General features: G+C 37.2%; 30 protein-coding genes, 1 tRNA gene and 1 pseudogene. 21 read left to right on the top strand and 11 right to left on the bottom strand.

Features of this window, described 5'->3' with window-relative positions; genetic code table 11:
* Positions 1-9: 9 nt before the first annotated feature.
* From QV06_RS00560 to QV06_RS00550, 3 genes are read right to left on the bottom strand one after another with little or no spacing between them, the layout of a single operon-like run.
* On the bottom strand, positions 10-216 hold the full coding sequence (locus QV06_RS00560) for an excalibur calcium-binding domain-containing protein (RefSeq protein WP_065236473.1): 207 nt from the start codon (positions 214-216) through the stop codon (positions 10-12).
* A gap of 15 nt (positions 217-231) precedes the next feature.
* Complete coding sequence (locus QV06_RS00555) at positions 232-621, bottom strand: hypothetical protein (RefSeq protein WP_065236472.1); 390 nt, start codon at positions 619-621, stop codon at positions 232-234.
* A gap of 1 nt (position 622) precedes the next feature.
* Positions 623-1324, bottom strand: a complete 702-nt coding sequence (locus QV06_RS00550; protein ID WP_065236471.1) for an XRE family transcriptional regulator — start codon at positions 1322-1324, stop codon at positions 623-625.
* Positions 1325-1450: 126 nt separating this feature from the next.
* Between QV06_RS00550 and QV06_RS00545 the strand changes: the two genes are divergently transcribed.
* Positions 1451-1672, top strand: a complete 222-nt coding sequence (locus QV06_RS00545) for a transcriptional regulator (protein ID WP_065236470.1) — start codon at positions 1451-1453, stop codon at positions 1670-1672.
* A 65-nt stretch (positions 1673-1737) separates the two neighbouring features.
* Here QV06_RS00545 and QV06_RS00540 read toward each other — a convergent pair whose 3' ends face one another.
* Together QV06_RS00540 and QV06_RS11375 are read right to left on the bottom strand one after the other, a co-directional pair.
* Positions 1738-2055, bottom strand: coding sequence for a hypothetical protein (locus tag QV06_RS00540; RefSeq protein ID WP_039088910.1), 318 nt, complete (start codon positions 2053-2055; stop codon positions 1738-1740).
* Positions 2056-2254: 199 nt separating this feature from the next.
* The gene (locus QV06_RS11375; protein WP_082984998.1) at positions 2255-2503 is read right to left on the bottom strand and encodes a hypothetical protein; all 249 of its coding nucleotides are present in this window, start codon (positions 2501-2503) and stop codon (positions 2255-2257) included.
* Positions 2504-2697: 194 nt separating this feature from the next.
* On the opposite strand from QV06_RS11375, the gene QV06_RS00530 reads away from it, so the two are divergent.
* Complete coding sequence (locus tag QV06_RS00530) at positions 2698-2904, top strand: hypothetical protein (protein ID WP_065236468.1); 207 nt, start codon at positions 2698-2700, stop codon at positions 2902-2904.
* Here QV06_RS00530 and QV06_RS00525 read toward each other — a convergent pair.
* Positions 2865-3155, bottom strand: a complete 291-nt coding sequence (locus tag QV06_RS00525; protein ID WP_065236467.1) for a hypothetical protein — start codon at positions 3153-3155, stop codon at positions 2865-2867. The two genes, QV06_RS00530 and QV06_RS00525, sit on opposite strands and share 40 nt — an antisense overlap.
* A 58-nt stretch (positions 3156-3213) precedes the next feature.
* On the opposite strand from QV06_RS00525, the gene QV06_RS00520 reads away from it, so the two are divergent.
* The 13 genes from QV06_RS00520 to QV06_RS00460 all read left to right on the top strand — a co-directional run bounded on the left by QV06_RS00520 (position 3214) and on the right by QV06_RS00460 (position 9762).
* Positions 3214-3513 (top strand): hypothetical protein, encoded by a 300-nt coding sequence (locus QV06_RS00520; protein WP_065236466.1) that lies wholly within the window; start codon positions 3214-3216, stop codon positions 3511-3513.
* 23 nt (positions 3514-3536) lie between these two features.
* On the top strand, positions 3537-4169 hold the full coding sequence (locus QV06_RS00515; RefSeq protein WP_065236465.1) for a hypothetical protein: 633 nt from the start codon (positions 3537-3539) through the stop codon (positions 4167-4169).
* Positions 4169-4429, top strand: coding sequence for a hypothetical protein (locus QV06_RS00510; protein ID WP_065236464.1), 261 nt, complete (start codon positions 4169-4171; stop codon positions 4427-4429). Before QV06_RS00515 ends, QV06_RS00510 begins: the two co-directional genes overlap by 1 nt.
* Positions 4430-4515: 86 nt before the next feature.
* The gene (locus QV06_RS00505) at positions 4516-4770 is read left to right on the top strand and encodes a hypothetical protein (RefSeq protein WP_065236463.1); all 255 of its coding nucleotides are present in this window, start codon (positions 4516-4518) and stop codon (positions 4768-4770) included.
* Positions 4771-4780: 10 nt separating this feature from the next.
* Positions 4781-5077 carry a hypothetical protein gene (locus tag QV06_RS00500; RefSeq protein WP_065236462.1) on the top strand — a complete coding sequence of 99 codons (297 nt, stop codon included), beginning with the start codon at positions 4781-4783 and terminating at the stop codon, positions 5075-5077.
* On the top strand, positions 5067-5297 hold the full coding sequence (locus tag QV06_RS00495) for a hypothetical protein (protein ID WP_065236461.1): 231 nt from the start codon (positions 5067-5069) through the stop codon (positions 5295-5297). The genes QV06_RS00500 and QV06_RS00495 overlap by 11 nt, the downstream gene beginning before the upstream one ends.
* 9 nt (positions 5298-5306) lie before the next feature.
* Positions 5307-5585, top strand: coding sequence for a hypothetical protein (locus tag QV06_RS00490; RefSeq protein ID WP_065236460.1), 279 nt, complete (start codon positions 5307-5309; stop codon positions 5583-5585).
* Positions 5585-7687, top strand: coding sequence for a replication endonuclease (locus QV06_RS00485; protein WP_065236459.1), 2103 nt, complete (start codon positions 5585-5587; stop codon positions 7685-7687). The genes QV06_RS00490 and QV06_RS00485 overlap by 1 nt, the downstream gene beginning before the upstream one ends.
* Entirely contained in the window at positions 7680-7979 is a 300-nt protein-coding gene (locus tag QV06_RS00480; RefSeq protein ID WP_065236458.1) for a hypothetical protein, read from the top strand. The genes QV06_RS00485 and QV06_RS00480 overlap by 8 nt, the downstream gene beginning before the upstream one ends.
* 14 nt (positions 7980-7993) lie before the next feature.
* A complete protein-coding gene (gene ssb / locus QV06_RS00475) occupies positions 7994-8395 on the top strand; it encodes a single-stranded DNA-binding protein (protein ID WP_065236457.1) in 402 nt (133 codons plus the stop codon).
* A 12-nt stretch (positions 8396-8407) separates the two neighbouring features.
* Positions 8408-8707, top strand: a complete 300-nt coding sequence (locus tag QV06_RS00470) for a hypothetical protein (RefSeq protein ID WP_065236456.1) — start codon at positions 8408-8410, stop codon at positions 8705-8707.
* On the top strand, positions 8708-9262 hold the full coding sequence (locus tag QV06_RS00465) for a phage N-6-adenine-methyltransferase (RefSeq protein WP_065236455.1): 555 nt from the start codon (positions 8708-8710) through the stop codon (positions 9260-9262).
* Positions 9263-9282: 20 nt separating this feature from the next.
* Positions 9283-9762 (top strand): class I SAM-dependent methyltransferase, encoded by a 480-nt coding sequence (locus tag QV06_RS00460; RefSeq protein WP_065236454.1) that lies wholly within the window; start codon positions 9283-9285, stop codon positions 9760-9762.
* Between the two features lie 9 nt (positions 9763-9771).
* Here the strand turns inward: QV06_RS00460 and QV06_RS00455 are convergent, their stop codons facing one another.
* The 4 genes from QV06_RS00455 to QV06_RS00440 form a co-directional block, all read right to left on the bottom strand.
* Positions 9772-10773 carry a tyrosine-type recombinase/integrase gene (locus QV06_RS00455; RefSeq protein ID WP_065236453.1) on the bottom strand — a complete coding sequence of 334 codons (1002 nt, stop codon included), beginning with the start codon at positions 10771-10773 and terminating at the stop codon, positions 9772-9774.
* A gap of 238 nt (positions 10774-11011) precedes the next feature.
* Positions 11012-11097, bottom strand: a tRNA-Leu gene (locus QV06_RS00450).
* Between the two features lie 128 nt (positions 11098-11225).
* Positions 11226-11675 (bottom strand): DUF441 domain-containing protein, encoded by a 450-nt coding sequence (locus QV06_RS00445; RefSeq protein WP_065234854.1) that lies wholly within the window; start codon positions 11673-11675, stop codon positions 11226-11228.
* 13 nt (positions 11676-11688) lie between these two features.
* A complete protein-coding gene (locus QV06_RS00440) occupies positions 11689-12615 on the bottom strand; it encodes a LysR family transcriptional regulator (protein ID WP_065236452.1) in 927 nt (308 codons plus the stop codon).
* Positions 12616-12754: 139 nt separating this feature from the next.
* On the opposite strand from QV06_RS00440, the gene metE reads away from it, so the two are divergent.
* The 6 genes from metE (at position 12755) to lnt (ending at position 22743) form a co-directional block, all read left to right on the top strand.
* The gene (metE, locus tag QV06_RS00435) at positions 12755-15013 is read left to right on the top strand and encodes a 5-methyltetrahydropteroyltriglutamate--homocysteine S-methyltransferase (RefSeq protein ID WP_065236451.1); all 2259 of its coding nucleotides are present in this window, start codon (positions 12755-12757) and stop codon (positions 15011-15013) included.
* 487 nt (positions 15014-15500) lie between these two features.
* Positions 15501-16985: a ribonuclease G gene (rng, locus tag QV06_RS00430; protein ID WP_065236450.1), complete on the top strand. Its 1485-nt coding sequence runs from the start codon at positions 15501-15503 to the stop codon at positions 16983-16985.
* A 299-nt stretch (positions 16986-17284) separates the two neighbouring features.
* A complete protein-coding gene (tldD, locus tag QV06_RS00425; RefSeq protein ID WP_065236508.1) occupies positions 17285-18739 on the top strand; it encodes a metalloprotease TldD in 1455 nt (484 codons plus the stop codon).
* A gap of 204 nt (positions 18740-18943) precedes the next feature.
* Positions 18944-20152, top strand: coding sequence for an aspartate aminotransferase family protein (locus tag QV06_RS00420; RefSeq protein ID WP_065236449.1), 1209 nt, complete (start codon positions 18944-18946; stop codon positions 20150-20152).
* 80 nt (positions 20153-20232) lie between these two features.
* Complete coding sequence (gene corC, locus QV06_RS00415) at positions 20233-21129, top strand: CNNM family magnesium/cobalt transport protein CorC (protein WP_065236448.1); 897 nt, start codon at positions 20233-20235, stop codon at positions 21127-21129.
* A 63-nt stretch (positions 21130-21192) separates the two neighbouring features.
* Complete coding sequence (lnt, locus tag QV06_RS00410) at positions 21193-22743, top strand: apolipoprotein N-acyltransferase (protein WP_065236447.1); 1551 nt, start codon at positions 21193-21195, stop codon at positions 22741-22743.
* Here lnt and QV06_RS00405 read toward each other — a convergent pair.
* Positions 22726-22933, bottom strand: a pseudogene (locus QV06_RS00405) (hypothetical protein); the annotation flags it as partial. The gene lnt and the pseudogene QV06_RS00405 overlap by 18 nt on opposite strands.

Below are 22933 nucleotides of genomic sequence, written 5' to 3'. Positions count from 1 at the left end.
ATCATATATCTACCTACAAATACTCTCACACGGTACGCCGTCTTTATCGCGATCTAAACGCCCTACTCCGCATTGGTTAAGGTAAAACTTCGCTTCTTCACATGATCGCATTTCTTTGCAATAACGTTTGCCGTCGTCGCAGCTATATTCTTGTTTTGCGGCTAATGCAGATTGCGTTAATAATAATACACTGATAATAAGAAGTAATTTTTTCATATTTTCACCTGCCTTTTATTCTTTACCTACCCAGTTCATTAAAAGCATTGACATTCCTACTAAATCATTCACTTTAGTTGTTGACATTGCCTTAGTTGCTTTTTTACCCTCGCAAGCTGCTGTATCTAAAGCTGTCACAATTTCACCAGCCATAAACTTAATACCGTCCATTTTATTCTCTTGGATAGCTTGTATTATTTCAGGCTTAAAAAGCTTATCAATATAACCTTTAGAAACAAAATCCCCAGCAGTAGCTAACTTATTTTTATCACTAGCTTTACACCATTCTTTCATAGTAGATTGATGTAATGTTCCTTTTTCCTCGTACCACTCTTTAGCTTGTAAATTGGTAATATTGGCAGACAAAACTAATAGACTACTGATAATTAAAACTAACTTTTTCATTTTAAAGCTCCTTTGCATTAATGGGTAAAACTCGAATAAATTTTCCGACAATTTTCGCGGTATTAAACAACTCATCAGATATATCAAATTCTGGATAAAGTTTATTGTCGGAAATCGCTTTATAAACATTGGTAGGTAATCGCATTAAACGCTTAATATATAAATCACCATTAAGCGAAAAAATATAAATTCCTTCAGTGTCATAATAATCAATTTTGGTATCTACAAAGACTAAATCACCTTTATTAATGGTTGGTGCCATGCTGTCAGTTGGCACCGTAATTAGATAAACATTGTCAGTAGATTTTTTGCCAACAATTTCAATCAAACCTTGTTTCGAAAAATAAATTGACTGAATAATATCTGGATAATCTTGATTAGTAATGCCATTGATTGCTGCTGCAGCTTGTACGTCTAGGCGGTCAATTTGGTAGGTATGCTCTTCATCTTCGTTATTACTAACCAATGATGTAATAGGCGAGATCGCTGTTGTTATTTCTCGACTTCCTTCGCCTGTTTTTAACCAGTGAGGGTTAACATTTAGTGCATTGGCTATTTCTACTATGTTCTTAGGATCTCTGGTCTCCCCTTTTACAATTTTCGCAATCGCAGGTTGACTAACATTAATCATTTTGGCAAGCGCATACATAGATATACCTTGTCTATTTAGCTCTTTTTCTAAACGTTCTGCCAAACTTTGCATAAATAATCTCCTCTATTTTTTGAATTATATAACTAAAGTTTCATTCTACAAGTCAAAAAAAAGTTGACTATATAAAACCTTAGTTTTATATTATATGAAACTTTAGTTAATCTTTAGGTGTGAGATATGAAACTTAATATCGAAAAGGCAGTGTTTATTTGTGGAAGTAAAACAAAACTAGCTGAAATTTGTGGTGTTACATCACAAGCTGTTAGCAAATGGACTGCAGGAAAAGCAAAAATCTCTATTGAATATATTCCAGGAATTATCCAAGCAACTAACGGCGAAGTAACCGCAAGAGATCTCCGTCCTGATGTTGATTGGGACACAATTAAATCAAGTTTATAAAGGAAAGGTGGCGTAAATGGCAAAAATTAGAAAACGCCCTACAAGTAAGGCGTTAAACACGAAAGTCAATTTTTCTCGGTCAGTTGACAATGTATTTGTTGTAAATCGGTTATCAGTGTATTTAGGTAATCCCTGCCAGTGTCGTCATCAGGTGAGAGCTGCTGTTTTAACTGTTGATAATCTTCAATCTGCTTTAGATAAAATTGTGAAAGAGGCTCTAGATCGACCGACGGCGGCAAGAGCGAGATTAAAAGATGAGTATTAAGTGATAGTTGTTCTAGTTGGTGAGAAATAATGGTGGCAAATAAATTTTGGCGATCAATGCGTTTTTGTATTTGCTGTTCTAACTTTTCTAACCGAGCTTCTAAATTTTTAGTATCCATAAATTTTTCCTAGTTAGATAGATTGGGGAATACAGTTTAACAAAATTTAAGGTGGTGTATATGTGTAATCAATGCAAAAAACAGAAACAAAAGCAAAGCCCAACAGATAATCACGTTGGGCTGGTAAGCGGAAAATTTACTGTGCGTTGTAATCAAGATGGACAGTATCGTTTAGATTTTAGCTTATTTGATTATGGCTTTACTTGTCGAGAAAAGATTCAAGCTCGTCAAATAATGCTTCAAACTCTTCTGCTTGATCTTCTTCAAGCTCAAAGTTCTCTAAGTGCTGGTAGCGTACGTGTTCATAAAGCTGCTCGAGTAGGGAGCGTTGATTTGAAGTTAAAAGCGGTTTTAAGAGATCAAGAATAGTGCTTTGGGCTTTGAGTTGGTTCGCTTGTTCTTCATTTTTGACGGTCAGCTCAATAATTTCATTTTCATCATTGCTCATAGATGTTTCCCTTATGAAGTTAAATGGCAATTTAGCATAGCATAAAGTTTTATAAGGGAAAATAAACCAGTTAAGGATAAAAATGAGAAATCGTAACAACCGTGTAAGCATAGCGTACCTGGCAACATTCGTTTCTTTTATAGCATTTGTGTTAATACAAATGATTTTAGCATAACGGTAAAAAGGTGGTGTAAATGTGTAATCAACAAAACAAACTTTCTGACTGGTTAGCTCATTCTATGAGTGAGAATGATTTAAACGTAGCAGAAAGTATTTTTAAGGCGATTGATAAGTTTGGTCTTGAGGGAGCTAAAGCAGAAGTTGCCTTTGAACGTGCAAGACGCAATTTGTGGTTAGCTTATCAGCGTAAAGCGGAGTTATGCACGAATAAAGAAGAATAACTTTTGATATGTCCTCTATCGCCAACTAAATCGGTATAACCGTAATCACCAATAAAATTATGAAAAGAGGTAAGTTCATTTAAACCCTCTTCACATAAGATTTCTCGGTAGATTACACCATTATGCATAATGCCGATTTTATAAAAATTATTACCCCAATAAACTTCTTGTTTATCAATAAAGGCAGTAATTTCGGTATCAACAGGCGGTAGTTCAAAAGTAGCTAAATTAACTAAATATTTAGATTTCATAAACAATTCTCGTTAAGGTCAACAAGGATTAAGTTTAACAAAATTTAAGGTGGTGTAAATGTGTAATCAAACTCAAATAAGAGGGCGTGCTGTTTCAGGCATATTTCAATTAGTAAAAGGTGAGAACGGGAAATATCGCTTAAGCATCACCTTATCTGATTTTTCAGAATTAGCATTAGATAAATCTACAAAAGCGTTTCAAGCAAATCTTGCAGTGCTAGAAGATTTTGCGACGCTTGTTCATCAAGAGCCGTATCTAATCGATAACGTTCATTTGCATATTCGGAAAGTTCCATCAGGTGCTGTTTCTGCTGGTCGGTCATTGTATCTTTCAACATCTCAACAACAGAACGGATAGTTTAATAATAATAGGTGGTATAAATGAAATCTTTAAATTCTACCCCTTATTCTTCTGACGATAATAAGGATTCATTAAATCAACAGGACGGTAATTATCTAAAGGTATATCCGCTTCTAACATTGGATCGATTGAAATTGCAAGCTGAACGAGTTGCTCGGCTTGTTTATGTTTCCCTTGATCATGTAGCTTACGAAGCTGCTCACGCAGAAACCAAGCCATATCCGCAGGCTGAAACCAATTATTTAAACCTAATTCGTAAAATTGGCGAAGCATTTTATCAGTTAGATGATGGTGTTCAGATTGTTGAAGTGATAAAAGCAATGCCTGATAAAAATAGAGCAAGACCGATTTATCAAAATGTTTCTTTTTTGGAAGTGTTGTGTTTACTACGGTCGTTTGGGTTACCGCTTGATGGCGAGATAAGTTTTTATCGTCATTTTGCATTTTTTGCTCCTACGTTAGATGCGTTAGCTGAAAAAAGCGAAAGATTATTAGGCGAGCTGTTGACATTATTAGTACTAGTTAAGCTTGCACAACATTATCAAGATTTTAATCCAGATGACAATGAGAAATTTTCTGCATTCATCAAAGCGTCATTTTCTCAATGGGTTAATGGGATTGTTGATGAACTTATTAAACAAGGTGGTAAATAATGGCAAATATCGATCATCGTTGCACAAACTGCGGGAGTGCAAATTTAAGAGTAAGAACATCAGAGAAAGTCGGGTTGTTGGTTATTGGCACCACGCTATATTGCAATAGTTGTGGCACTAGGTTGGAAGTAAAAAGTCAGATTACTAAAGTATCAACGCCAACTTATCACGAACGACCAGAAGCATTGCGAGCAAATAAGCCGTTGTTGCAGATGGACAATAAAACGTTAGATATGTTCGAAGCAGAACAACAGTCGTAATTCTTTTTTAATTAAAACACTGTGCAAATTATAGCCTTTTTCGCAAAGGGCGAGTTTTTTGCACCCTAAATTCGAGGATTTGAACAATGATTAAACAACCTTATCGCTACAAAGTCGTTAGACAGCAGAAAAAACGAACAAACTTTTTTGCATTAGAACAGCGTGTTACAGCGTTGGAGCGAATTGTCGCACAACAGCAAAGAATGAACGATTACTTAACAAGCCGTAATGAGATTATCAATTTGGCAAACGAAAGCTTGTTAGATCGGGTTGAAGCGTTAGAAGCATTGCACTACAAGCCAACGTTTTTGAGTTGGTTATTTGGGAAATTAGGTAAGTAAGGGGTTGGCTATGACTGCTGCGAATTTAGCAAAAGATGAATTTTTTAAATCATTTCATCGACTTTATAGCGAGTCAGAATTTGCAGCGGAGCGACTTTTTGAACAGTTAACGTTAATGCAAAAAACGGCGGTAGCGAGAGCGGCTAGCGTTGAGTTTAAGCCGCATTTGCGTGATTACGACATAGAAGATAGGCGAAAAATTGGTAACGCTATTCGGCAAATTAAGGCGATTGCAAGCGCATTTAATTTACCTGTTAGCGTAAATGATTTTTTAAAAGTGGATTCAGAGGTGGTGTATGAAGATTAAACAAAAATTAAATATTAACCGCGAAATAGTGGACGGTTCAATTTATTACTTTACGGAGAATTGCTTAGGTTATTTGGGATTATGTAAGTATAAACCTCGTGCTGAACGAGTGAGGTTATTAGCTAAGGCAGGACGTCAACGGAAAGCCGCAGCGGAGTTTATGCAGTTGCGAGCAAGAATCAATAAAACCTTAGCGGCAACTTATATCACTTTACACTAGGAGTAACACATGAATGAACGTATCTTTTTCGATTTGGGCGAGCGTTTTTGCGTACAACGTGCGGAAAACGGTCAAGGTTTTTGTAAGACATCATATGCGTTTGATGTGGAACATGGGGTTTGGAAACCAGATGAAATCACAGAATACCCTAATTTTGAAGACTTATTGCTAGCGATTTTTAAGGAGCAATTTGCTAAGACTGATCGCTCCCCTGTTGCGATATTTGATGCCGCAAATACGGTTATTGGGCAGATGAAAGAAGAAGTAATTCGAGTAAGGGATTTGTAATGCAATACGCCACAGTTAGACAGGCATCTGATTATATTAAGACAGATCGTGTTGCACCAATGGGTTTAACCCCAGTGCAATACGAGCTGTTTAATTGTGGCGATGATGACATTTTTAAATTCGGGTATGCCAAATTAAAAGGATTACCTGATTTTTTAAGTAAGTATTTTGTTAAGCGTTATTTAAAAACATTTCGGAAGTCGGGGCGTTTTACGGCTAATACTTGGTTACGCACAACATTAGACAATGGCGTGCTTGAGCGTGTTGAGAATGTCTTACAACGTCACCCGATCATCGAAACGGTTAAAGTTTCGGAAAGCAATATACAGACGATTGATGAAGACGGAAAGCGAATCAATACGACAAAAACTATCGCATTACACGAGTTTTCTCGCCATCAGGTTGTTGAATTTGCAAAAAAAATCGCTGATGAAATGTTTATTATTCAGCAGGATTTTTTAGACGAAAACTTACACTCCTGCAAAACAAAAGAAGCTATCGATAAAAAAGTCAAAAGCCTGTACTACAAACTTGGTCGCTTAACCGAGTTAAAAGGGATTACACCGCAATTTTGGGATAAATATCACAAAGGGTTAATCACATCTGAACAAATCGGCATCAGTATCATGAAGATGTGTGATGAAGATTGGTGGACGCGGAAACTTTGGCAAAAACGTTCTTATTTGCGTGAGCATTTAGCGATTGCGGTCGGTCAGGTGCAAGCAGCGGCGAGTCCTTATGCTAGCCGTGAAGCGATTGCTGAATGGCGGACACAAAAGAAGAAGAATAGCCAATTCTTGAAAACTATGCAGCTTATCAATGAAGAGGACGAAGAAGAGCAACTCGGACTTGATGAGATGTTTTATAAAACCGTTTCTAATCCTGCGATTCGCCGTTGTGAGTTGATGAACAGAATGCGTGGCTTTGAAGAGTTAGCAAAGCTCTATGGCTATGTTGGTGAGTTTTATACCTTGACTGCTCCCTCCTCTTATCACGCTATCAGCTCTAAAGGCGGCTTCGTTAAAAAATGGAACTTTAGTAATCCACGCGATACGCAAGATTATTTATGCCGCGTTTTTGCCCGTGTGCGTGCTGCATTAAAAAGACGCAACATAAATATTTTTGGTTTTCGTGTTGTTGAGCCACACCACGACGGCACACCGCATTGGCATATGTTGTTCTTTATGGAGCAAAAGCATGTGGAAACCGTACGTGCCATTTTTGCGAAATATGCGCTTGAGGAAGATGGTAATGAGGCTGGGGCAAATGAACATCGTTTTACCGCAAAAGCGATTGATTGGGAAAAAGGATCGGCGACTGGCTACATTGCGAAATACATCGCTAAAAATATTGATGGTTATGCTTGCGATGATGATGTGGACGATGAAACAGGCGAGAAATTAAAAGACGGGGTAAAGAATGTTTGTGCATGGGCGTCAAAGTGGCGGATTCGTCAATTCCAGCAAATTGGCGGTGCGCCTGTAACGGTGTTTCGTGAGTTACGTCGTAAGCATGGGCGGTTAGTGGGCGATCAACAAATCGATGCGTTAATTCAGGCAGCAGATGACGGCGACTGGACAAAATACACTGAATTACAAGGTGGTGCGTTTGTCAGTCGTAAAGATTTAGTTGCTCGCACGGTTTATGAAGATAGAAAACCGAATAAGTACGGCGAAATTAGTAAAAAAATTATCGGCATTTTTAATCAACTTAAACCGATTTTTGAGTTGATTGGTACGCGGTTGAAAAAGTGGAAACTGGTTAAGAAGTCGGTTTTAGCTTCACAGCAGGGATTAGTAAATCATTCGGCGCATAGCGCCGCTTGGAGTTCTGTCAATAACTGTACGGATCAAAAAATAGACAATGTTGGAGAGGAGATTAACACAGACGAAAAAATAGACAAAGAACAGCAGGTACAGGCGTTAATAAGCAGGAAAATTGATTGGTTATTACGCAAGAAAATTCGGTTAACTGATGAAATGTATAACGAATTGGTGCGAACTGGTTCGGTGAGAGTGAAAGATGGTCGTTATTTGTCAGTAGATTATGGCGAATTGCGGTTGAGTTATCAACGAAGAAGTGAGGTGAAATTAAATGGATAGACAAATTATTCAAATTTGTTCAGGTGTACATAGTGATTGTACTAATGAATATATGGATTCGAGTGTATTTGCACTATGTAACGATGGATCGGTATGGAACCTATGGCGGGGTAGAAAATGGAGGTTGTTACCTGAAATACCACAAGGTAAATCGAGTTATAAAGCATATCTAGATGAATGTATAAATGATTTAAGGGTAAAAGATAGGGTTGGAATTTTATTAGAAGATGAAAAAGAAGAATTATTAGAACTATTAGAACAACGTAAAAAGTATGAATTCTTTATAAGATAATGAGGTAATAAACAGTGGCAGGTATAAATAAAGTAATTATTGTCGGCAATATCGGTAACATTGACGTGAAGATTTTTCAAAACGGGTCGATTGCAAATTTAAGCGTAGCAACATCAGAAAACTGGGTAGATAAAGAAACGCAACAAAAGAAAGAACGCACGGAATGGCATCGAGTAATTTTTTATGGGCGACTAGCGGAGATTGTGCAGCAATATTTGCAGCGTGGTGCGAAAATTTATGTTGAGGGGAAATTACGCACTCGCAGCTATGAAAGCCAAGGCGTTACCCACTATATCACAGAGATTATTGGCGAACAGTTGCAGATGTTAAGTAGTAAGGGGCAAACAGCAGCAACAACCGATAAACAAGCAGCAACTAACATACCAACCGATGATTGTCCGCCGTTTCCAGTTTAACGTGAGGTGATTATGGAACAAATTACAAACCAAGCACTATTAGAAAAACTGCAGGCAGTAGAAGCGTTATTACTGCAGCAAAAAGAACCTCTAACAGAAGATAGTAAAGAGCTTTGGACAGTGGCAGATATTGCGGCTTATTTTAAGTTAAGCGAGCGTCATATTCGTGGCGCTGTAATTGCTGATCCGTATTTTCCGCAACCCGTTCAAGTTCCTTCACAGCGTGACATTAGAAAGAAAAGCTCAAGTTTACGTTGGATTGCAGGCGATGTTGTGCGATATGCAGAGAGGAAAAAGGCGAGGAGAGTTTAAATGGATAAATTAATAGAATATCAACATTTATTAACTGTTAATAAGCCATTTATTATTGATAATTTAAAAGAGAAAGATTACTGGGCCACACCAAAAGAGGTAGTAGAAAATATTCAACGATTAACTGGGCTTAACTTTAATCTTGATGCTTGTGCAAATAAGCAAAATACAAAATGTGAGGAATTCATAACTGAAGAACAGAACACATTAATTACAGATTGGGGTAAATACAAGCAAGTGTTTATGAACCCATCTTATTGCAATCCATTGCCTTTTATTATTAAGGCTGTTAATGAATGTTATCGGAATCACAATCAAGTGGCCATATTATTAAACATTGATACATCTACAAGGTGGTTTAAAGTTTGTGAAGTATTTGCAAGCCAGATTTATTTTATTACTAGTGGTCGAATTTCTTTTCTTGATTATCGAACAAAAGAAAAAGTAAAAGGAAACAATAAACCACAAATGATAGCCGTTTTTTATCCGCCTTGTTCCAAAAAATATAGCAATAAAGTTCAAACATATTTTATTGATATTAATAATTTACAGTAAAAGAAAAGGAACAATAAAAAATGACAAAACCAATCCTTGATGCGTGTTGCGGTGGTAAAATGTTTCACTTTGACAAAAGTAATCCACTCGTGTTGTTTATGGATAAGCGACATGAAGATATTGTATTTATGGATAGAGGTAAAACAAGAACATTAGAAATTGCTCCTGATATTGTAGCAGATTTTACAAATATGCCGTTTGCCGATAAATCTTTCAATCTCGTGATTTTTGATCCCCCACATTTAACAAAAGGTGGTGATAATAGTTGGTTGGTAAAAAAGTATGGCCGTCTATCAGAAAATTGGGAAGACCAATTACGTAAAGGTTTTGATGAGTGCATGAGAGTATTAGCCGAAAACGGTGTGCTAGTATTTAAATGGAATGAAACACAAATAACAGTAAATAAAATACTATCATTAATATCATATAAGCCTATTGTAGGGCATAAATCAGGAAAGTTGTCTAATACACATTGGCTAATTTTTTTTAAATCAAGATAAAGTAAAAACCTAATCCAGCAATTTAACCACATCAACCATATTCGGGGCGTAGTAAGTATTAAGCAATATTTTAATATCTCTATGCCCTGATATTTTAGCCAAAGTCATTACATCGACTTTTTTGGCGAGCCGTGTTAGCGCTTCACGGCGGGTATCGTGGAAATGTAAGTTTGCATTATCTAATGCTGCTTTTTCTTTTAGCTTTCGGAAATTGGCATCTAGTTGTGCTGGCTTTAGTTGGAAAATGAGATCAGTATCATCAGTTTTTATTTTTTCCATTTGTTGAATAATTTCCATTGCCACTGATGACAATGGAATATCTCTAGGGTGTCCGTTTTTAGTTTGTGGTAAATGTAATAGCCGTTTATCCATTTTGAGATCTTGCCATTTTGCGTTGCAGATTTCTCCAGCTCGCATTGCGGTTTCGAGCGCAAATAACATTGCGGCTGCAACTCTATTTTGTATCATTGTTGGGATCTGTTGCTTGTTATAATCTGCAACAAATAAAATTCTGTTTATTTCCTCTTCACTTAATCGGCGTGTTCGTTCTGGCGGTTGACTTGGTCTTTTTAGGTTTTTGAGTGGGTTTTCTTTTAGATATTTCCATTCTGTTACTGCAGTATTTAATAGGTGAGATAAAGTATTCCATTCACGCAATACAGTCGCAACACTAACTTCTTTTTGGCGTTCTTCTTTCCATTGGTGAAAATGGTATTCATCTAAATCACGTAAGTTAATTTGTCCGATTTTTCTGTTACTAAGCCTTGTTAGGCGAATAACTTCATTTTTATAGCTTCGTTTTGTGATGGATATTTCTTTGATGTATTTATCAATAAGATCTGAAAATGTAATGTTTGGTATGTGGTTTAGGTCGCCATTGAAAATTTTACTTTCCATTTCTAAAGCCCACGCCTGTGCTTCTGCTTTTGTGCGAAATTGAGCTGAACGTGAGATGCCTTTTCGTCTTATTTGTACTCGCCAGCCGTTGTTCCGTTTTGTTAATGTAGCCATTATTTCTTTCTCTATTTTTGGGTGCAATTTCGGGTGCAATTTGGGTGCAAATAGATAATAAATTAGATCATTTCAGATCATCAAGACGACAAAATAATAGCAATTTACTGTATATTTGTACAGTATTTTTAGAAATATTTTCTTGTTAATTTTTGGCGTAAGTTGTTGATACTATGAGTATTTTAGGCAATAAAAAACCGCCTTTTTATCGGCGGTCTTTTTTTTGAAATCTTTTTAGTGGTGCCTAGGGTCGGACTCGAACCGACACGCTTTAAGGGCGGCGGATTTTGAATCCGCTGCGTCTACCAATTTCGCCACCCAGGCAACAAAGAACGGAGCAAATTATACGGATGTTTCGAACTGTTGCAAGTAGAAAATAAGATAAAGCGTCTATTCGTTGTTATTTTCAGCAACTTTCTCTGATTTACTGATCTGCTCCGCTATTCTCTTATCTATTTTGTTAAAACTAATGACAATATCCCAGCAGCAATTAATGGACCAACTGGCACGCCACCTAAGAAAGCAACACCAATGATTGTACCAATTAATAATCCTGTTACTAAAGTTGGCGCACCAAGCATTAATGTTGCACCTCGTCCACCAAGCCAAGCCACCAAAATTCCCACTACTACCGCTAATAACATTTTCCAATGCAATAACTCTTTAATTTCAGGCAGACTAATTTTGCCAGAAACTAAGGGGCTTAAAACCCCAATCGTCAAAATGATAATACCAACACTTAAGCCATATTTGTCTAGCCACACCACATATTTAGATAATGCTGTTTCATGCATTAACAATAAAACTGTCGCGGCTACCGTAATAGAATTGTTATGCCCAACTACGCCTAATGCAATTAAAACCACTAGAAACAATGCAATTCCGTTGAATTGTAAAGACATCCGCTCTCTTCTCCTAATCTAAAACCACTAATCCTGGTAAGGTGGCAAAACTTTTATTTTTTACCGTTTCATAAAAATCATCAATATAAGCAATCCTCTGATCTTCTGCACGGATTGCTGCATATAAATTACTATATAGCCCTTTATCTGTAATCTTTCGAGCCACAACATATCCACGCTCTAAATAAGGCAAAACAGCCCAATAAGGTACTGCCGCTACCCCGCGCTTACTCGCGACTAATTGTATCATTGCAATGGTTAATTCAGTAGTTCTTCTTATTGGATTAATACCCGCTGGTTTTAACACTTGACGCAATAAATCCAGCATCTCGTCTGGTACTGGATAAGTAATTATTGTTTGATCGATAAAATCTTCTGCTTGCCAAACCTCTTTTGAGGCTAACTCATGATCTCGAGAACAAATACCAACCATTTCATAGGCAAATAATGGACGATAGATCACCTCACTGTTCTCCTCTACTTCAGATACAATTGCCCAATCTGCACGATCGGTTAATAATAAGCCAACTGGATCAGTATGAAACCCAGACACAATATCTAACTCAACTAATCCCCAATGCTGACGAAATTCATCCATCGCTGGCATTAACCAATCAAAACACGTATGGCATTCCACCGCAATCCGCAATTCCCCGGCTTCACCTTGTTGTACCCGAGCTAAATCGCGCTCTGCCATCGCTACTTTAGGTAATACCTCATTAGCTAATTGGATTAAACGTTCGCCTGCTGCCGTAAAGCGTAACGGATTCGTTTTGCGTTCAAATAGAGGCAAGCCAAATTGTTCTTCAATCAATTTTAATTGATGAGAAAGTGCCGATTGCGTTAGATAAACACGTTTTGCAGCCGAAGAAACACTACCAGTTTCTTTTAAGGCTAATAATGTTTTTAAATGGCGGAGTTCTAAAAAAGTAGGTTTCATCTGTATTAAATTAATTCATCTTATTTATGAAAATTATGAGCTTTCATCATACAGGATTTTTCGCTATTCTGCATTACAGATAGACGTTTAGCCGTCTATTTGAAAGAATTTTTAATAAAAATATTATGGAGAAGCGATTATGACAGTATTTCATTTAGCCGGTTTCCCTCGTGTTGGAGCAAAACGTGAACTTAAATTCGCCCAAGAACGTTATTGGCGCAAAGAACTTTCAGAACAAGATTTATTAACTGTAGCAAAACTATTACGTGAAAAAAATTGGAAACACCAAGCGGAAGCAAATGCAGATTTTGTTAGTGTCGCTGATTTTACTTTCTATGATCATATTTTAGATTTACAAGTTGCCACAGGTTCTATTCCTGCTCGTTTCGGTTTTGATAGTCAAACATTAACATTAGATCAATATTTCCAACTTGCTCGTGGTAATGAGAGTCAATTTGCGATTGAAATGACAAAATGGTTTGATACCAATTATCACTACCTTGTCCCTGAGTTTCATAAAAATACAGAGTTTAAAGCTAACCCAGCTCACTATGTGCAACAACTTGAAGAAGCTCAAGCATTAGGTTATCAAGCAAAACCAACCTTAGTTGGCCCACTTACCTTCTTATATCTTGGTAAAGAAAAAGGTGAAACCTTTGATCGTTTATCATTATTAGAAAAACTCCTACCTGTCTATGAGCAAATTCTTGATGCATTAGTCGCAAAAGGCGCAACTTGGATTCAAATTGACGAACCAGCATTAGCACTTGATCTCCCTCAAGCTTGGCTAGATCAGTTTGCCCCTGTATATGCACGTCTTGCTAACAAAGCAAAAATTTTATTAGCGACTTATTTTGGTTCTGTTGTGGAACACGCAACTTTATTAAAATCGTTACCTGTTGCAGGTTTACATATTGATGTTGTTCGTGCTCCTGAACAATTAGCCACTTTTGCTGATTACGATAAAGTGCTTTCTGTTGGTGTTATTGATGGTCGTAATATCTGGCGTGCTAATTTGAATAAAGAGTTAGATTTACTTGAGCCTTTAAAACAAGTCTTTGGAGATAGATTATGGATCGCACCAAGCTGTTCACTGCTACACGTTCCTTATGATCTTTCCGTTGAAACACAATTAGATGCAGATATTCGTTCTTGGTTAGCATTCTGCTTACAAAAAGTTGAAGAGTTAAGTATCTTGAAGAAAGCATTAGATCAAGGTCGTGCTTCAGTACAAGCTGAATTAGATGCAAGCCAAGCCGCAGCTGATGCTCGTGCTAATAGTAAGGTAATTCACCGTCCAGAAGTTGCAGCTCGTTTAGCGGCATTACCAGCAAATGCAGATCAACGTAAATCACCATTTGCTGAACGTATTAAACTACAAAAAGCATGGCTAAACTTACCATTATTACCAACTACCAATATTGGTTCGTTCCCACAGACTACGGAAATTCGTCACGCTCGTGCAAAATTTAAGAAAGGTGAACTTTCTGCTGCTGATTATGAAGCGGCAATGAAGAAAGAGATTGAATACGTTGTTCGCCAACAAGAAAAATTAGATTTAGATGTTCTTGTACATGGTGAGGCAGAACGTAACGATATGGTGGAATATTTTGGTGAGTTACTTGATGGTTTTGCGTTCACTAAATTTGGTTGGGTACAAAGTTACGGTAGCCGCTGTGTAAAACCACCTGTTATTTTCGGTGATGTTGTGCGTCCACAACCTATGACTGTCGCTTGGTCAACTTACGCACAAAGTCTAACCAATCGTGTTATGAAAGGTATGTTAACTGGCCCTGTCACAATTTTACAATGGTCATTCGTACGTAATGATATTAGTCGTGAAACTGTGTGTAAACAAATTGCTTTAGCTTTAAATGATGAAGTTTTAGATTTAGAAAAAGCAGGTATTAAAGTTATCCAAATTGATGAGCCGGCTATTCGTGAAGGACTACCATTAAAACGTGCTGATTGGCAGGCTTACCTAGATTGGGCAGGACAAGCATTCCGTCTTTCTTCTAGCGGTTGTGAAGATAGCACACAAATTCATACCCATATGTGTTATTCGGAATTTAACGATATTTTGCCAGCGATTGCAGCATTGGATGCCGATGTTATCACAATTGAAACTTCTCGTTCTGATATGGAATTACTCACTGCATTTGCTGATTTCAAATATCCAAATGAAATTGGTCCGGGAGTATATGATATTCATAGTCCTCGTGTACCAACAGAGGCAGAAATTGAGCATTTATTACGTAAAGCGTTAAATGTGATTCCTAAAGAACGTTTGTGGGTTAATCCAGACTGTGGTTTAAAAACGCGTGGATGGCCAGAAACCCTTGCAGCGTTAGAAAATATGGTGAAAGTCACTAAGAAATTACGTGCAGAACTTGCCTAATTTTTGTTAAGTAATCCCCACCTATGTGGGGATTTTTAGTTTGATGACAAAATACTTTATTTCCCATTTTTTGACTCGAGTGTAAATAATTCCATAATAGATCTCCCTCTTTAATAAAATGATGAAGATTGGGAGATTTATCAACATCCCCCTAACCCATTTCAATCTTGAAGGGGAAAGTTAAGCGTGTAATGAGGCAATATTCACTCTCCCTCTTCAATGAAATGAAGGAGAGAAACCAATCATGAAATAGGTTCTTGGCTATTTTAATCTTTATTGGATTGGCTCATTAGTTCTTGCCTTAAAGCTAGGCTTTTCATTATTCATCTCCAATCTAAACCCAAATCACTTCCCACCAACTGGTGGGATAATCACCACAAGAAATGATATTAAGCAAAGATTGTGTAGAACACCTCAAAATATTCTAGGATTTAATTTTCGATTTCGTTAGACTAACGCACAGTGTCATATTATTAGGATAATAAACATGGAAAACGGTAACAAAGTCGAGTTGTTGGTCAATGTTACCCCGAATGAAACAAGGATTGCGCTCGTTGCTGCGGGCATTTTACGTGAAGTTCACGTTGAACGGGAAACAAAACGGGGAATTGTTGGCAATATTTATAAAGGTCGTGTCACAAGAGTATTGCCGGGGATGCAATCCGCATTCGTGGATATTGGCTTAGAAAAAGCAGCTTTTTTACACGCTTCAGATATTGTTTCACATACTGAATGCGTTGATGAAAATGAACAAAAGCAATTTGTCGTTAAAGATATTGCAGAATTAGTCCGTGAAGGACAAGACATTGTTGTGCAAGTGGTGAAAGATCCTCTTGGTACAAAAGGGGCACGTTTAACTACCGATATTACCCTGCCTTCTCGCTACTTAGTATTTATGCCTGAAAATAGCCATGTTGGTGTATCACAACGAATTGAAAGCGAAGAAGAAAGAGCAAGGTTAAAAGAACTTGTTACGCCGTTCTGTGATGAACTTGGTGGTTTTATTATTCGTACTGCGTCAGAAAATGTTTCTCTCGAAGAGTTACAGCAAGATGCAGACTTCTTAAAACGTTTATGGCGTAAAGTATTAGAACGTAAAGTACGTTCCACCGCACCAGCTATGCTCTATGCTGAACCTGCACTTGCCCAACGGATTATTCGTGATTTCGTGGGTATGACGTTAGATAGTATTCGTATCGACTCCAAATTAGTTTATTTAGAAGTTAAGGAATTTATTGAAGAATTTCTGCCTCAATTAACACAAAGTTTATCGGTCTATACTGGACCACAACCACTCTTTGATATATATGGCGTTGAAGAGAGTATCAAAAAAGCCTTAAATAAACGGGTAAATTTAAAATCTGGTGGTTATTTAATTATTGAACAAACCGAAGCCATGACAACGATTGATATTAATACTGGTGGTTTTGTTGGACATCGCAACCTAGAAGAGACCATTTTTAATACCAATATTGAAGCAACTCAAGCCATTGCCCATCAATTACAGTTACGTAATCTTGGCGGTATTATCATTATTGATTTTATTGATATGCAGCTTGAAGAACATCAAGAGCGAGTCCTGCAATCTCTCAAAGAAGCTTTAGCGAAAGATCGTGTAAAAACTACCGTCAATGGTTTTACGCAACTAGGATTAGTAGAAATGACTCGTAAACGTACTCGAGAAAGTTTAGAACACGTTCTCTGTGAAGAGTGTCCTAACTGCCAAGGTCGTGGACGGGTGAAAAGTGTGGAAACTGTTTGTTACGAAATCGCACGCGAAATTATTCGTGTCCACCACCTCTATTCCAGCGAACAATTCTTAGTTTATGCTTCTCGTGCTGTCGCTGAGCATTTAATTAATGAAGAAACTCACGCATTAATTGCAGAAGTAGAAGTCTTTATTGGGAAGAAAGTACAAATTAAGATGGAACCTTATTACACTCAAGAACAATTTGATGTTGTGGTAATGTAACTTCTCTAGTGAAAAATAACGAGTGAGATCGCTATTATTTGGCGATCTCAACCTGTACCAAACCTAAAATCTCAATACACATTTGATCAATAGTTAATAGATTTAATCACTATTACTGTTTCTTATTCCAATCTAACAGATGTAAGAGATAGGAAGGACAAGTTAAACCATTTAATCAATAAAATTAGCCCTAAGTTAAATGACATTAACGACAAACTGAATATAATATTTCCCTATTCTCAATTTATTTAATCCATTTTGTAACAATAGCCGTATTTATTTAAAACAATATGAAAAAAATCATTAACCAAGTTGCAGACAACTTACTCGAAGCAAACCAATTATCTCTTCAACAATTACCCAATCTCTTCGATCTCTTTTCTGATCGCCAAATTGATTTTGCTGATCTCTTTTTCCAAACCTCGATGGATGAAGTCTGGACATTAGAAGATGGCATTATTAAAGAAGGGGGATTTCATATTGATCGGGGTGTTGGTGTTCGTGCGATTAGTGGTGAAAAAACTGGATTTGCCTATTCAGATGTGATTAATTTTGCTGCTTTACAAGATTGCGCATTAGCCGCAAAAGGTATTGCTCAAACGAAACAGCTAGCAGCATCTATTTTCACACCGCAAGGATTTACCCCTGTTGAACCAACTCTGCGTTATGCTGCAATTAATCCTCTCGATACCCTTTCTCGAGAAAAGAAAATTGAATTATTACGATTAGTTGATCAGGTTGCACGAGCTGAAGATCCTCGTGTTACCCGTGTTTCTGTAAGCTTATCCACACTCTATGAAGAAATGTTAGTTGCTGCCACTGACGGCACATTAGCAGCTGATATTCGTCCATTAATCCGTTTATCTATCTCTGTTTTAGCTGAACAAGATGGTAAGCGTGAACGTGGTAGTGCGGGAGTGGGTGGACGCAGAAGTTTAACCTGGTTCTTTGAACAGTATCAGGGTGAACAACGTGCGGTCTATTTTGCGAAAGAAGCAGTACGCCAGGCATTAGTTAATCTAAGTGCAGTGGCAGCACCAGCGGGTATGATGCCTGTTATTCTAGGGGCTGGCTGGCCAGGTGTATTACTGCACGAAGCTGTCGGTCATGGTTTAGAAGGTGATTTTAATCGCAAACAATCTTCTATTTTTAGTGGCAAAATCGGTGAAATCGTCACTTCTCCACTCTGTACGATTGTTGATGATGGCACACTCCCAGATCGCCGAGGTTCATTAACCGTAGATGATGAAGGTGTTCCTGGACAATATAATGTGTTAATTAAAGATGGCGTATTACAAGGCTATATGCAAGATAAGTTAAATGCTCGATTAATGGGAATGCAGCCAACGGGTAATGCACGCCGTGAATCTTACGCTCATCTGCCCATGCCTCGTATGACAAATACCTATATGCTGCCGGGAGAAAGCCAATTTGAAGACTTAATTGCGTCTGTAGATTATGGCGTCTATGCCCCTCATTTTGGTGGTGGGCAAGTTGATATTACATCAGGTAAATTTGTATTTTCTACTTCTGAAGCCTATCTAATTGAAAAAGGAAAAATCATCAAACCGATAAAAGGCGCGACATTAATCGGCAGTGGTATTGAAGTTATGCAAAATATTTCTATGGTGGCGAATCAATTAGAAATCGATCATGGCATCGGCGTTTGCGGTAAACAAGGGCAAAGTGTCCCTGTTGGTGTTGGTCAACCTACATTAAAAATTGAAAAAATTACTGTAGGTGGCACTAACTAAAATGAATTTTTATGCATTTTATTGACTATATATGCAATTAGTCGTATGCTTATTTCAGTTTTTACAACAAAGTAAATGCATTTATGTTCTTTACCCCTTCTGTTGCAGAATGGGGTATTTTTCTGTAGCAAATACAACACTCCCAGTAATAGACAATAAATGCATCATTCAATCGATAATTTATCAGGAATTTAAGGCAATACTATGACACAACAAATTACACGTAGCGACTTTGATCAATATTTAGTACAAAACTATTCTCCAGCAGATTTTATTCCTGTAAAAGGTAAAGGCAGTCGAATTTGGGATCAGCAAGGCAAAGAATATATTGATTTAACTGGCGGTATCGCAGTTAATGCTTTAGGACATTGCCCAGACGAACTGCTCGAAGTATTGCAACAACAAGGCGCTACACTCTGGCATTCTAGTAACTGGTTTACCAGTGAACCGACGATTGCATTAGCTAAAACATTAGTTGAAAAAACATTTGCTGAACGAGTAATGTTTGTGAACTCTGGTGCAGAAGCTAACGAAGCCGCTTTAAAATTAGCTCGTCGTTATGCGGTTGATCACTTTGGATATCAAAAAAGTAAAATCATCTCATTTAAACAAAGTTTTCATGGCCGTACGTTATTTACTGTCAGTGTTGGTGGACAAGCCAAATATTCCGATGGTTTTGGCCCAAAACCAGCCGATATTATCCACGTCCCATTCAATGATTTAGACGCAGTAAAAGCAGTAATTGATGATCATACTTGTGCAATTATTGTTGAACCAATCCAAGGCGAAAGTGGCGTATTGCCTGCAACACCAGAATTTTTACAAGGATTACGTCAACTCTGCGATCAACATCAAGCATTATTAATTTTTGATGAAGTACAAACTGGTGTAGGCCGTACAGGCTATTTCTATACCTATATGAAATATAATGTGATCCCAGATATTTTGACCAGTGCTAAAGCTTTAGCAAATGGTTTCCCTATTGGGGCAATGATGACAACCCACAAAATTGCAGCAAGTTTTAAACCTGGCGTGCATGGTACAACATTCGGTGGGAATCCTTTAGCTTGTGCAGTGGCTAAGAAAGCCGTTGATATTATTTCTGATGAAACTTTCTTACAACAAGTTCGTGCTAAAAGTGAATTGATTAAACAAACCATCGCACAATTTAATCAGCAAACACCGATTTTCAGTCAAATTCGTGGTGAAGGATTGTTAATTGGTGCAGAATTGATTGAAAAATATCATGGCAAAGCAATGGATTTTTGTCATCTTGCTAATCAATTTGGCTTGATGTTATTAGTAGCTGGCCCAAATGTAGTCCGTTTAGCGCCAGCATTAAATATTTCGGCACCAGAATTAGAAGAAGGTTTAGCTAAATTTGCAAAAACCTTGACTGAGTTTGCGAAATAATAAATCGTTATCTAGCAAAAAATAGGTAAATGTGATAGCTTTGCAACGTTTAATTATTTTGGAGTAATCAATAAATCGTCATGAGTGAAGAACATTCAACAAATTCAACAGAATCCAATTCGAAAAAGAATTTTTTTCAATCGTTGTTAAATAATTTTTTCCCAGCAGAACCGAAAAATCGTGAGGAATTAGTTGAAACCATTCGTGATTCAGAGCAAAACGAAATTATCAATCAAGAAACACGACAAATGATTGAAGGCGTGATCGAAATTTCTGAATTACGTGTACGAGATATTATGATTCCCCGCTCACAAATTGTATTTATCAATGCGGAGCAAAGCTTATCTGAGTGTTTAGATGTGATCATTGATTCTGCTCACTCGCGATTCCCTGTTATTGCTGATGAACGTGATAATGTCATCGGGCTGTTACTGGCAAAAGATTTACTCAAATATTTACGCCCAGATTCTGAAGAGTTTTCTATTCACGAAGTATTGCGTCCAGCTGTCATTATTCCTGAAAGTAAACGTGTTGATAGAATGCTAAAAGAGTTCCGTTCAGAACGTTTTCATATGGCGATTGTTGTCGATGAATTTGGTTCGATTTCTGGTCTAGTGACGATTGAAGATATTTTGGAACAAATTGTGGGTGATATTGAAGATGAGTTTGATGAGGAAGATGTTGAAGATATTCGCCAACTTTCTAAACATACTTATGCTGTACAAGCCTTAACTGATATTGATGATTTTAATCACTACTTTGCCACTGGATTTACTGGTGAAGAGGTAGATACCATTGGTGGTGTCATTATGCAGGCCTTTGGTTATTTACCAACTCGTGGTGAAACCATTCAATTAGACAATATTGAATTTAAAATCACTTCTGCTGACAGCCGTCGTATTATTCAACTGCGAGTAGTCATTCCTGATGAACAAATTGAAAAAATGGAACAGCAGAATATCACTGAAGAAGTTTAGTTTTTACCAAAATTTAATCATGAAAAACGGACATTATGTCCGTTTTATTATAAGAGAATGTCTATGCCACAATATTTATTCCCTTTATTTTCAATTTTAGGTGGAATTCTCGGGGTATTTGCCTACGCCCCTTTCAATTACAGCTTTTTAGCCTTTATCTCATTGTTTATCCTGCTTGCCTGTATCAAATACAGCAAAACAACTAAACAAGCCTTACTTTCCGCTTTTTTATGGGGATTAAGCTACTTTACCTTTGGGCTAAATTGGATTCATATTAGTATTAGCCAATTCGGTGGATTATCATTACCTGTGGCCTATATTTTGGTTGTCCTGCTTGCAGCATATCTTGCTCTTTTCCCTACCGTATTTACTTACTTAATCCGCAAGTTACACATTAGCCAATCTATCCTTTTTGCAATTTTATGGACTTTCACTGAATTTTTGCGTGGCTGGCTATTCTCTGGTTTTCCTTGGCTACAATTTGGTTATACCCAAATTGATACCTTCTTTGCAGGCATTGCCCCTTTCTTCGGGGTACAAGGCATTACATTTGTGATGATATGGCTATCTGCATTGGTTTTGAATGTGATTGATAGCCTATTTAGTAAACAACCTCGTCATCTATTACTAATCAGTTCACAAAGTTTACTCGCAATTGTCCTTATCGCACTAAGTTATTACAGCCAGCAGATTAGTTTTATCAAACAGAATACAGCAGAAAAACCACTTACCATCACTTTGGTACAAGGCAATATCGAACAGCAATATAAGTGGGATCCTGACTATATTTATCAGTCACTCGATATTCACAAAAACCTGCTCGAACCCCATTTAGGTAAAAGCGATATTATTATTCTGCCTGAATCTGTATTGCCGCTATTAGAGAATCAGCTTGAGCCTTATATTGCAATGCTCTCTCGTTTTGCTCAACAATCAAATACCGCTATTTTATTAGGCACAATTTACCAAAAACCTAATACTGATCAATTATTTAACTCTCTAATTGCATTAAACCCAGAACAACCTTATACCATTGATTCTGCACCACGTTATTTAAAACATCATTTGGTGCCATTTGGGGAATATATCCCCTTACCCTTTGTAAAAGATTTATTCAATATTCCATTCTCAGATATGAGCGAAGGTAGCTACACCCAATCACCACTTACGGTTCAAGGTGCTAATTTTGCCAATGCAATTTGTTATGAAATTATCTTTGATCGTCAAGTTCAACATAGCGTCCAAAATAATAGTGATTTTATTTTGACCGTTTCTAATGACGCATGGTTTGGTACCTCTATTGGACCTTGGCAACATTTCCAAATGGCAAGAATGCGTGCTTTAGAATTGGGTAAACCACTGATTCGTGATACCAACACAGGCGTGACCGCATTTATTGATACTCACGGGAAAATTATTAGCCAAGCCCCTCAATTTAAACCAACTACTTTAACCGCAGAAATTTATAAAACGATTGGTAAAACGCCATTCTCTGTTTTTGGTAACACACCACTTTATCTACTTTCGGTTATATTGTTAGTCCTACATCTACTAGCCAGCTTTGCAGGAAAGATGTTGTTGAGGAAGGTTCAACCTTCAAACAATAAGGAATAGAACAGTAATATAAAAACAAAAGCCAACTATTTTGATCTGCATCCCAAAAGTTGGCTTTATTTTCAGTAATTCATTTAAAAAAGTACGATATTCTTTGGTGTAGTAATCTCCCAATAGCTTACCTTCCTGTTTAATTGCTCGACCGAAGGCTTTAGTTAATTGGGTATGAGTTCGATAAGTGAGCATACCT

The sequence above is a fragment of the Gallibacterium genomosp. 3 genome, assembly GCF_001678475.1.
GTDB lineage: Bacteria > Pseudomonadota > Gammaproteobacteria > Enterobacterales > Pasteurellaceae > Gallibacterium > Gallibacterium faecale.
This window is presented reverse-complemented; position numbering and strand designations above follow the sequence as displayed.

Coding starts and splice junctions, on each gene's coding strand:
- QV06_RS00485 (WP_065236459.1), top strand. CDS start 5,585: ATGCAATACGCCACAGTTAGACAGGCATCTGATTATATTAAGACAGAT.
- rng (WP_065236450.1), top strand. CDS start 15,501: ATGGAAAACGGTAACAAAGTCGAGTTGTTGGTCAATGTTACCCCGAAT.
- QV06_RS00500 (WP_065236462.1), top strand. CDS start 4,781: ATGACTGCTGCGAATTTAGCAAAAGATGAATTTTTTAAATCATTTCAT.
- QV06_RS00545 (WP_065236470.1), top strand. CDS start 1,451: ATGAAACTTAATATCGAAAAGGCAGTGTTTATTTGTGGAAGTAAAACA.
- QV06_RS00495 (WP_065236461.1), top strand. CDS start 5,067: ATGAAGATTAAACAAAAATTAAATATTAACCGCGAAATAGTGGACGGT.
- lnt (WP_065236447.1), top strand. CDS start 21,193: ATGCCACAATATTTATTCCCTTTATTTTCAATTTTAGGTGGAATTCTC.
- QV06_RS00540 (WP_039088910.1), bottom strand. CDS start 2,055: ATGGATACTAAAAATTTAGAAGCTCGGTTAGAAAAGTTAGAACAGCAA.
- QV06_RS00470 (WP_065236456.1), top strand. CDS start 8,408: ATGGAACAAATTACAAACCAAGCACTATTAGAAAAACTGCAGGCAGTA.
- QV06_RS00445 (WP_065234854.1), bottom strand. CDS start 11,675: ATGTCTTTACAATTCAACGGAATTGCATTGTTTCTAGTGGTTTTAATT.
- QV06_RS00460 (WP_065236454.1), top strand. CDS start 9,283: ATGACAAAACCAATCCTTGATGCGTGTTGCGGTGGTAAAATGTTTCAC.
- QV06_RS00420 (WP_065236449.1), top strand. CDS start 18,944: ATGACACAACAAATTACACGTAGCGACTTTGATCAATATTTAGTACAA.
- QV06_RS00520 (WP_065236466.1), top strand. CDS start 3,214: ATGTGTAATCAAACTCAAATAAGAGGGCGTGCTGTTTCAGGCATATTT.
- QV06_RS11375 (WP_082984998.1), bottom strand. CDS start 2,503: ATGAGCAATGATGAAAATGAAATTATTGAGCTGACCGTCAAAAATGAA.
- QV06_RS00515 (WP_065236465.1), top strand. CDS start 3,537: ATGAAATCTTTAAATTCTACCCCTTATTCTTCTGACGATAATAAGGAT.
- QV06_RS00480 (WP_065236458.1), top strand. CDS start 7,680: ATGGATAGACAAATTATTCAAATTTGTTCAGGTGTACATAGTGATTGT.
- QV06_RS00525 (WP_065236467.1), bottom strand. CDS start 3,155: ATGAAATCTAAATATTTAGTTAATTTAGCTACTTTTGAACTACCGCCT.
- QV06_RS00505 (WP_065236463.1), top strand. CDS start 4,516: ATGATTAAACAACCTTATCGCTACAAAGTCGTTAGACAGCAGAAAAAA.
- QV06_RS00510 (WP_065236464.1), top strand. CDS start 4,169: ATGGCAAATATCGATCATCGTTGCACAAACTGCGGGAGTGCAAATTTA.
- QV06_RS00465 (WP_065236455.1), top strand. CDS start 8,708: ATGGATAAATTAATAGAATATCAACATTTATTAACTGTTAATAAGCCA.
- QV06_RS00440 (WP_065236452.1), bottom strand. CDS start 12,615: ATGAAACCTACTTTTTTAGAACTCCGCCATTTAAAAACATTATTAGCC.
- QV06_RS00560 (WP_065236473.1), bottom strand. CDS start 216: ATGAAAAAATTACTTCTTATTATCAGTGTATTATTATTAACGCAATCT.
- corC (WP_065236448.1), top strand. CDS start 20,233: ATGAGTGAAGAACATTCAACAAATTCAACAGAATCCAATTCGAAAAAG.
- QV06_RS00555 (WP_065236472.1), bottom strand. CDS start 621: ATGAAAAAGTTAGTTTTAATTATCAGTAGTCTATTAGTTTTGTCTGCC.
- QV06_RS00455 (WP_065236453.1), bottom strand. CDS start 10,773: ATGGCTACATTAACAAAACGGAACAACGGCTGGCGAGTACAAATAAGA.
- QV06_RS00490 (WP_065236460.1), top strand. CDS start 5,307: ATGAATGAACGTATCTTTTTCGATTTGGGCGAGCGTTTTTGCGTACAA.
- metE (WP_065236451.1), top strand. CDS start 12,755: ATGACAGTATTTCATTTAGCCGGTTTCCCTCGTGTTGGAGCAAAACGT.
- QV06_RS00530 (WP_065236468.1), top strand. CDS start 2,698: ATGTGTAATCAACAAAACAAACTTTCTGACTGGTTAGCTCATTCTATG.
- QV06_RS00550 (WP_065236471.1), bottom strand. CDS start 1,324: ATGCAAAGTTTGGCAGAACGTTTAGAAAAAGAGCTAAATAGACAAGGT.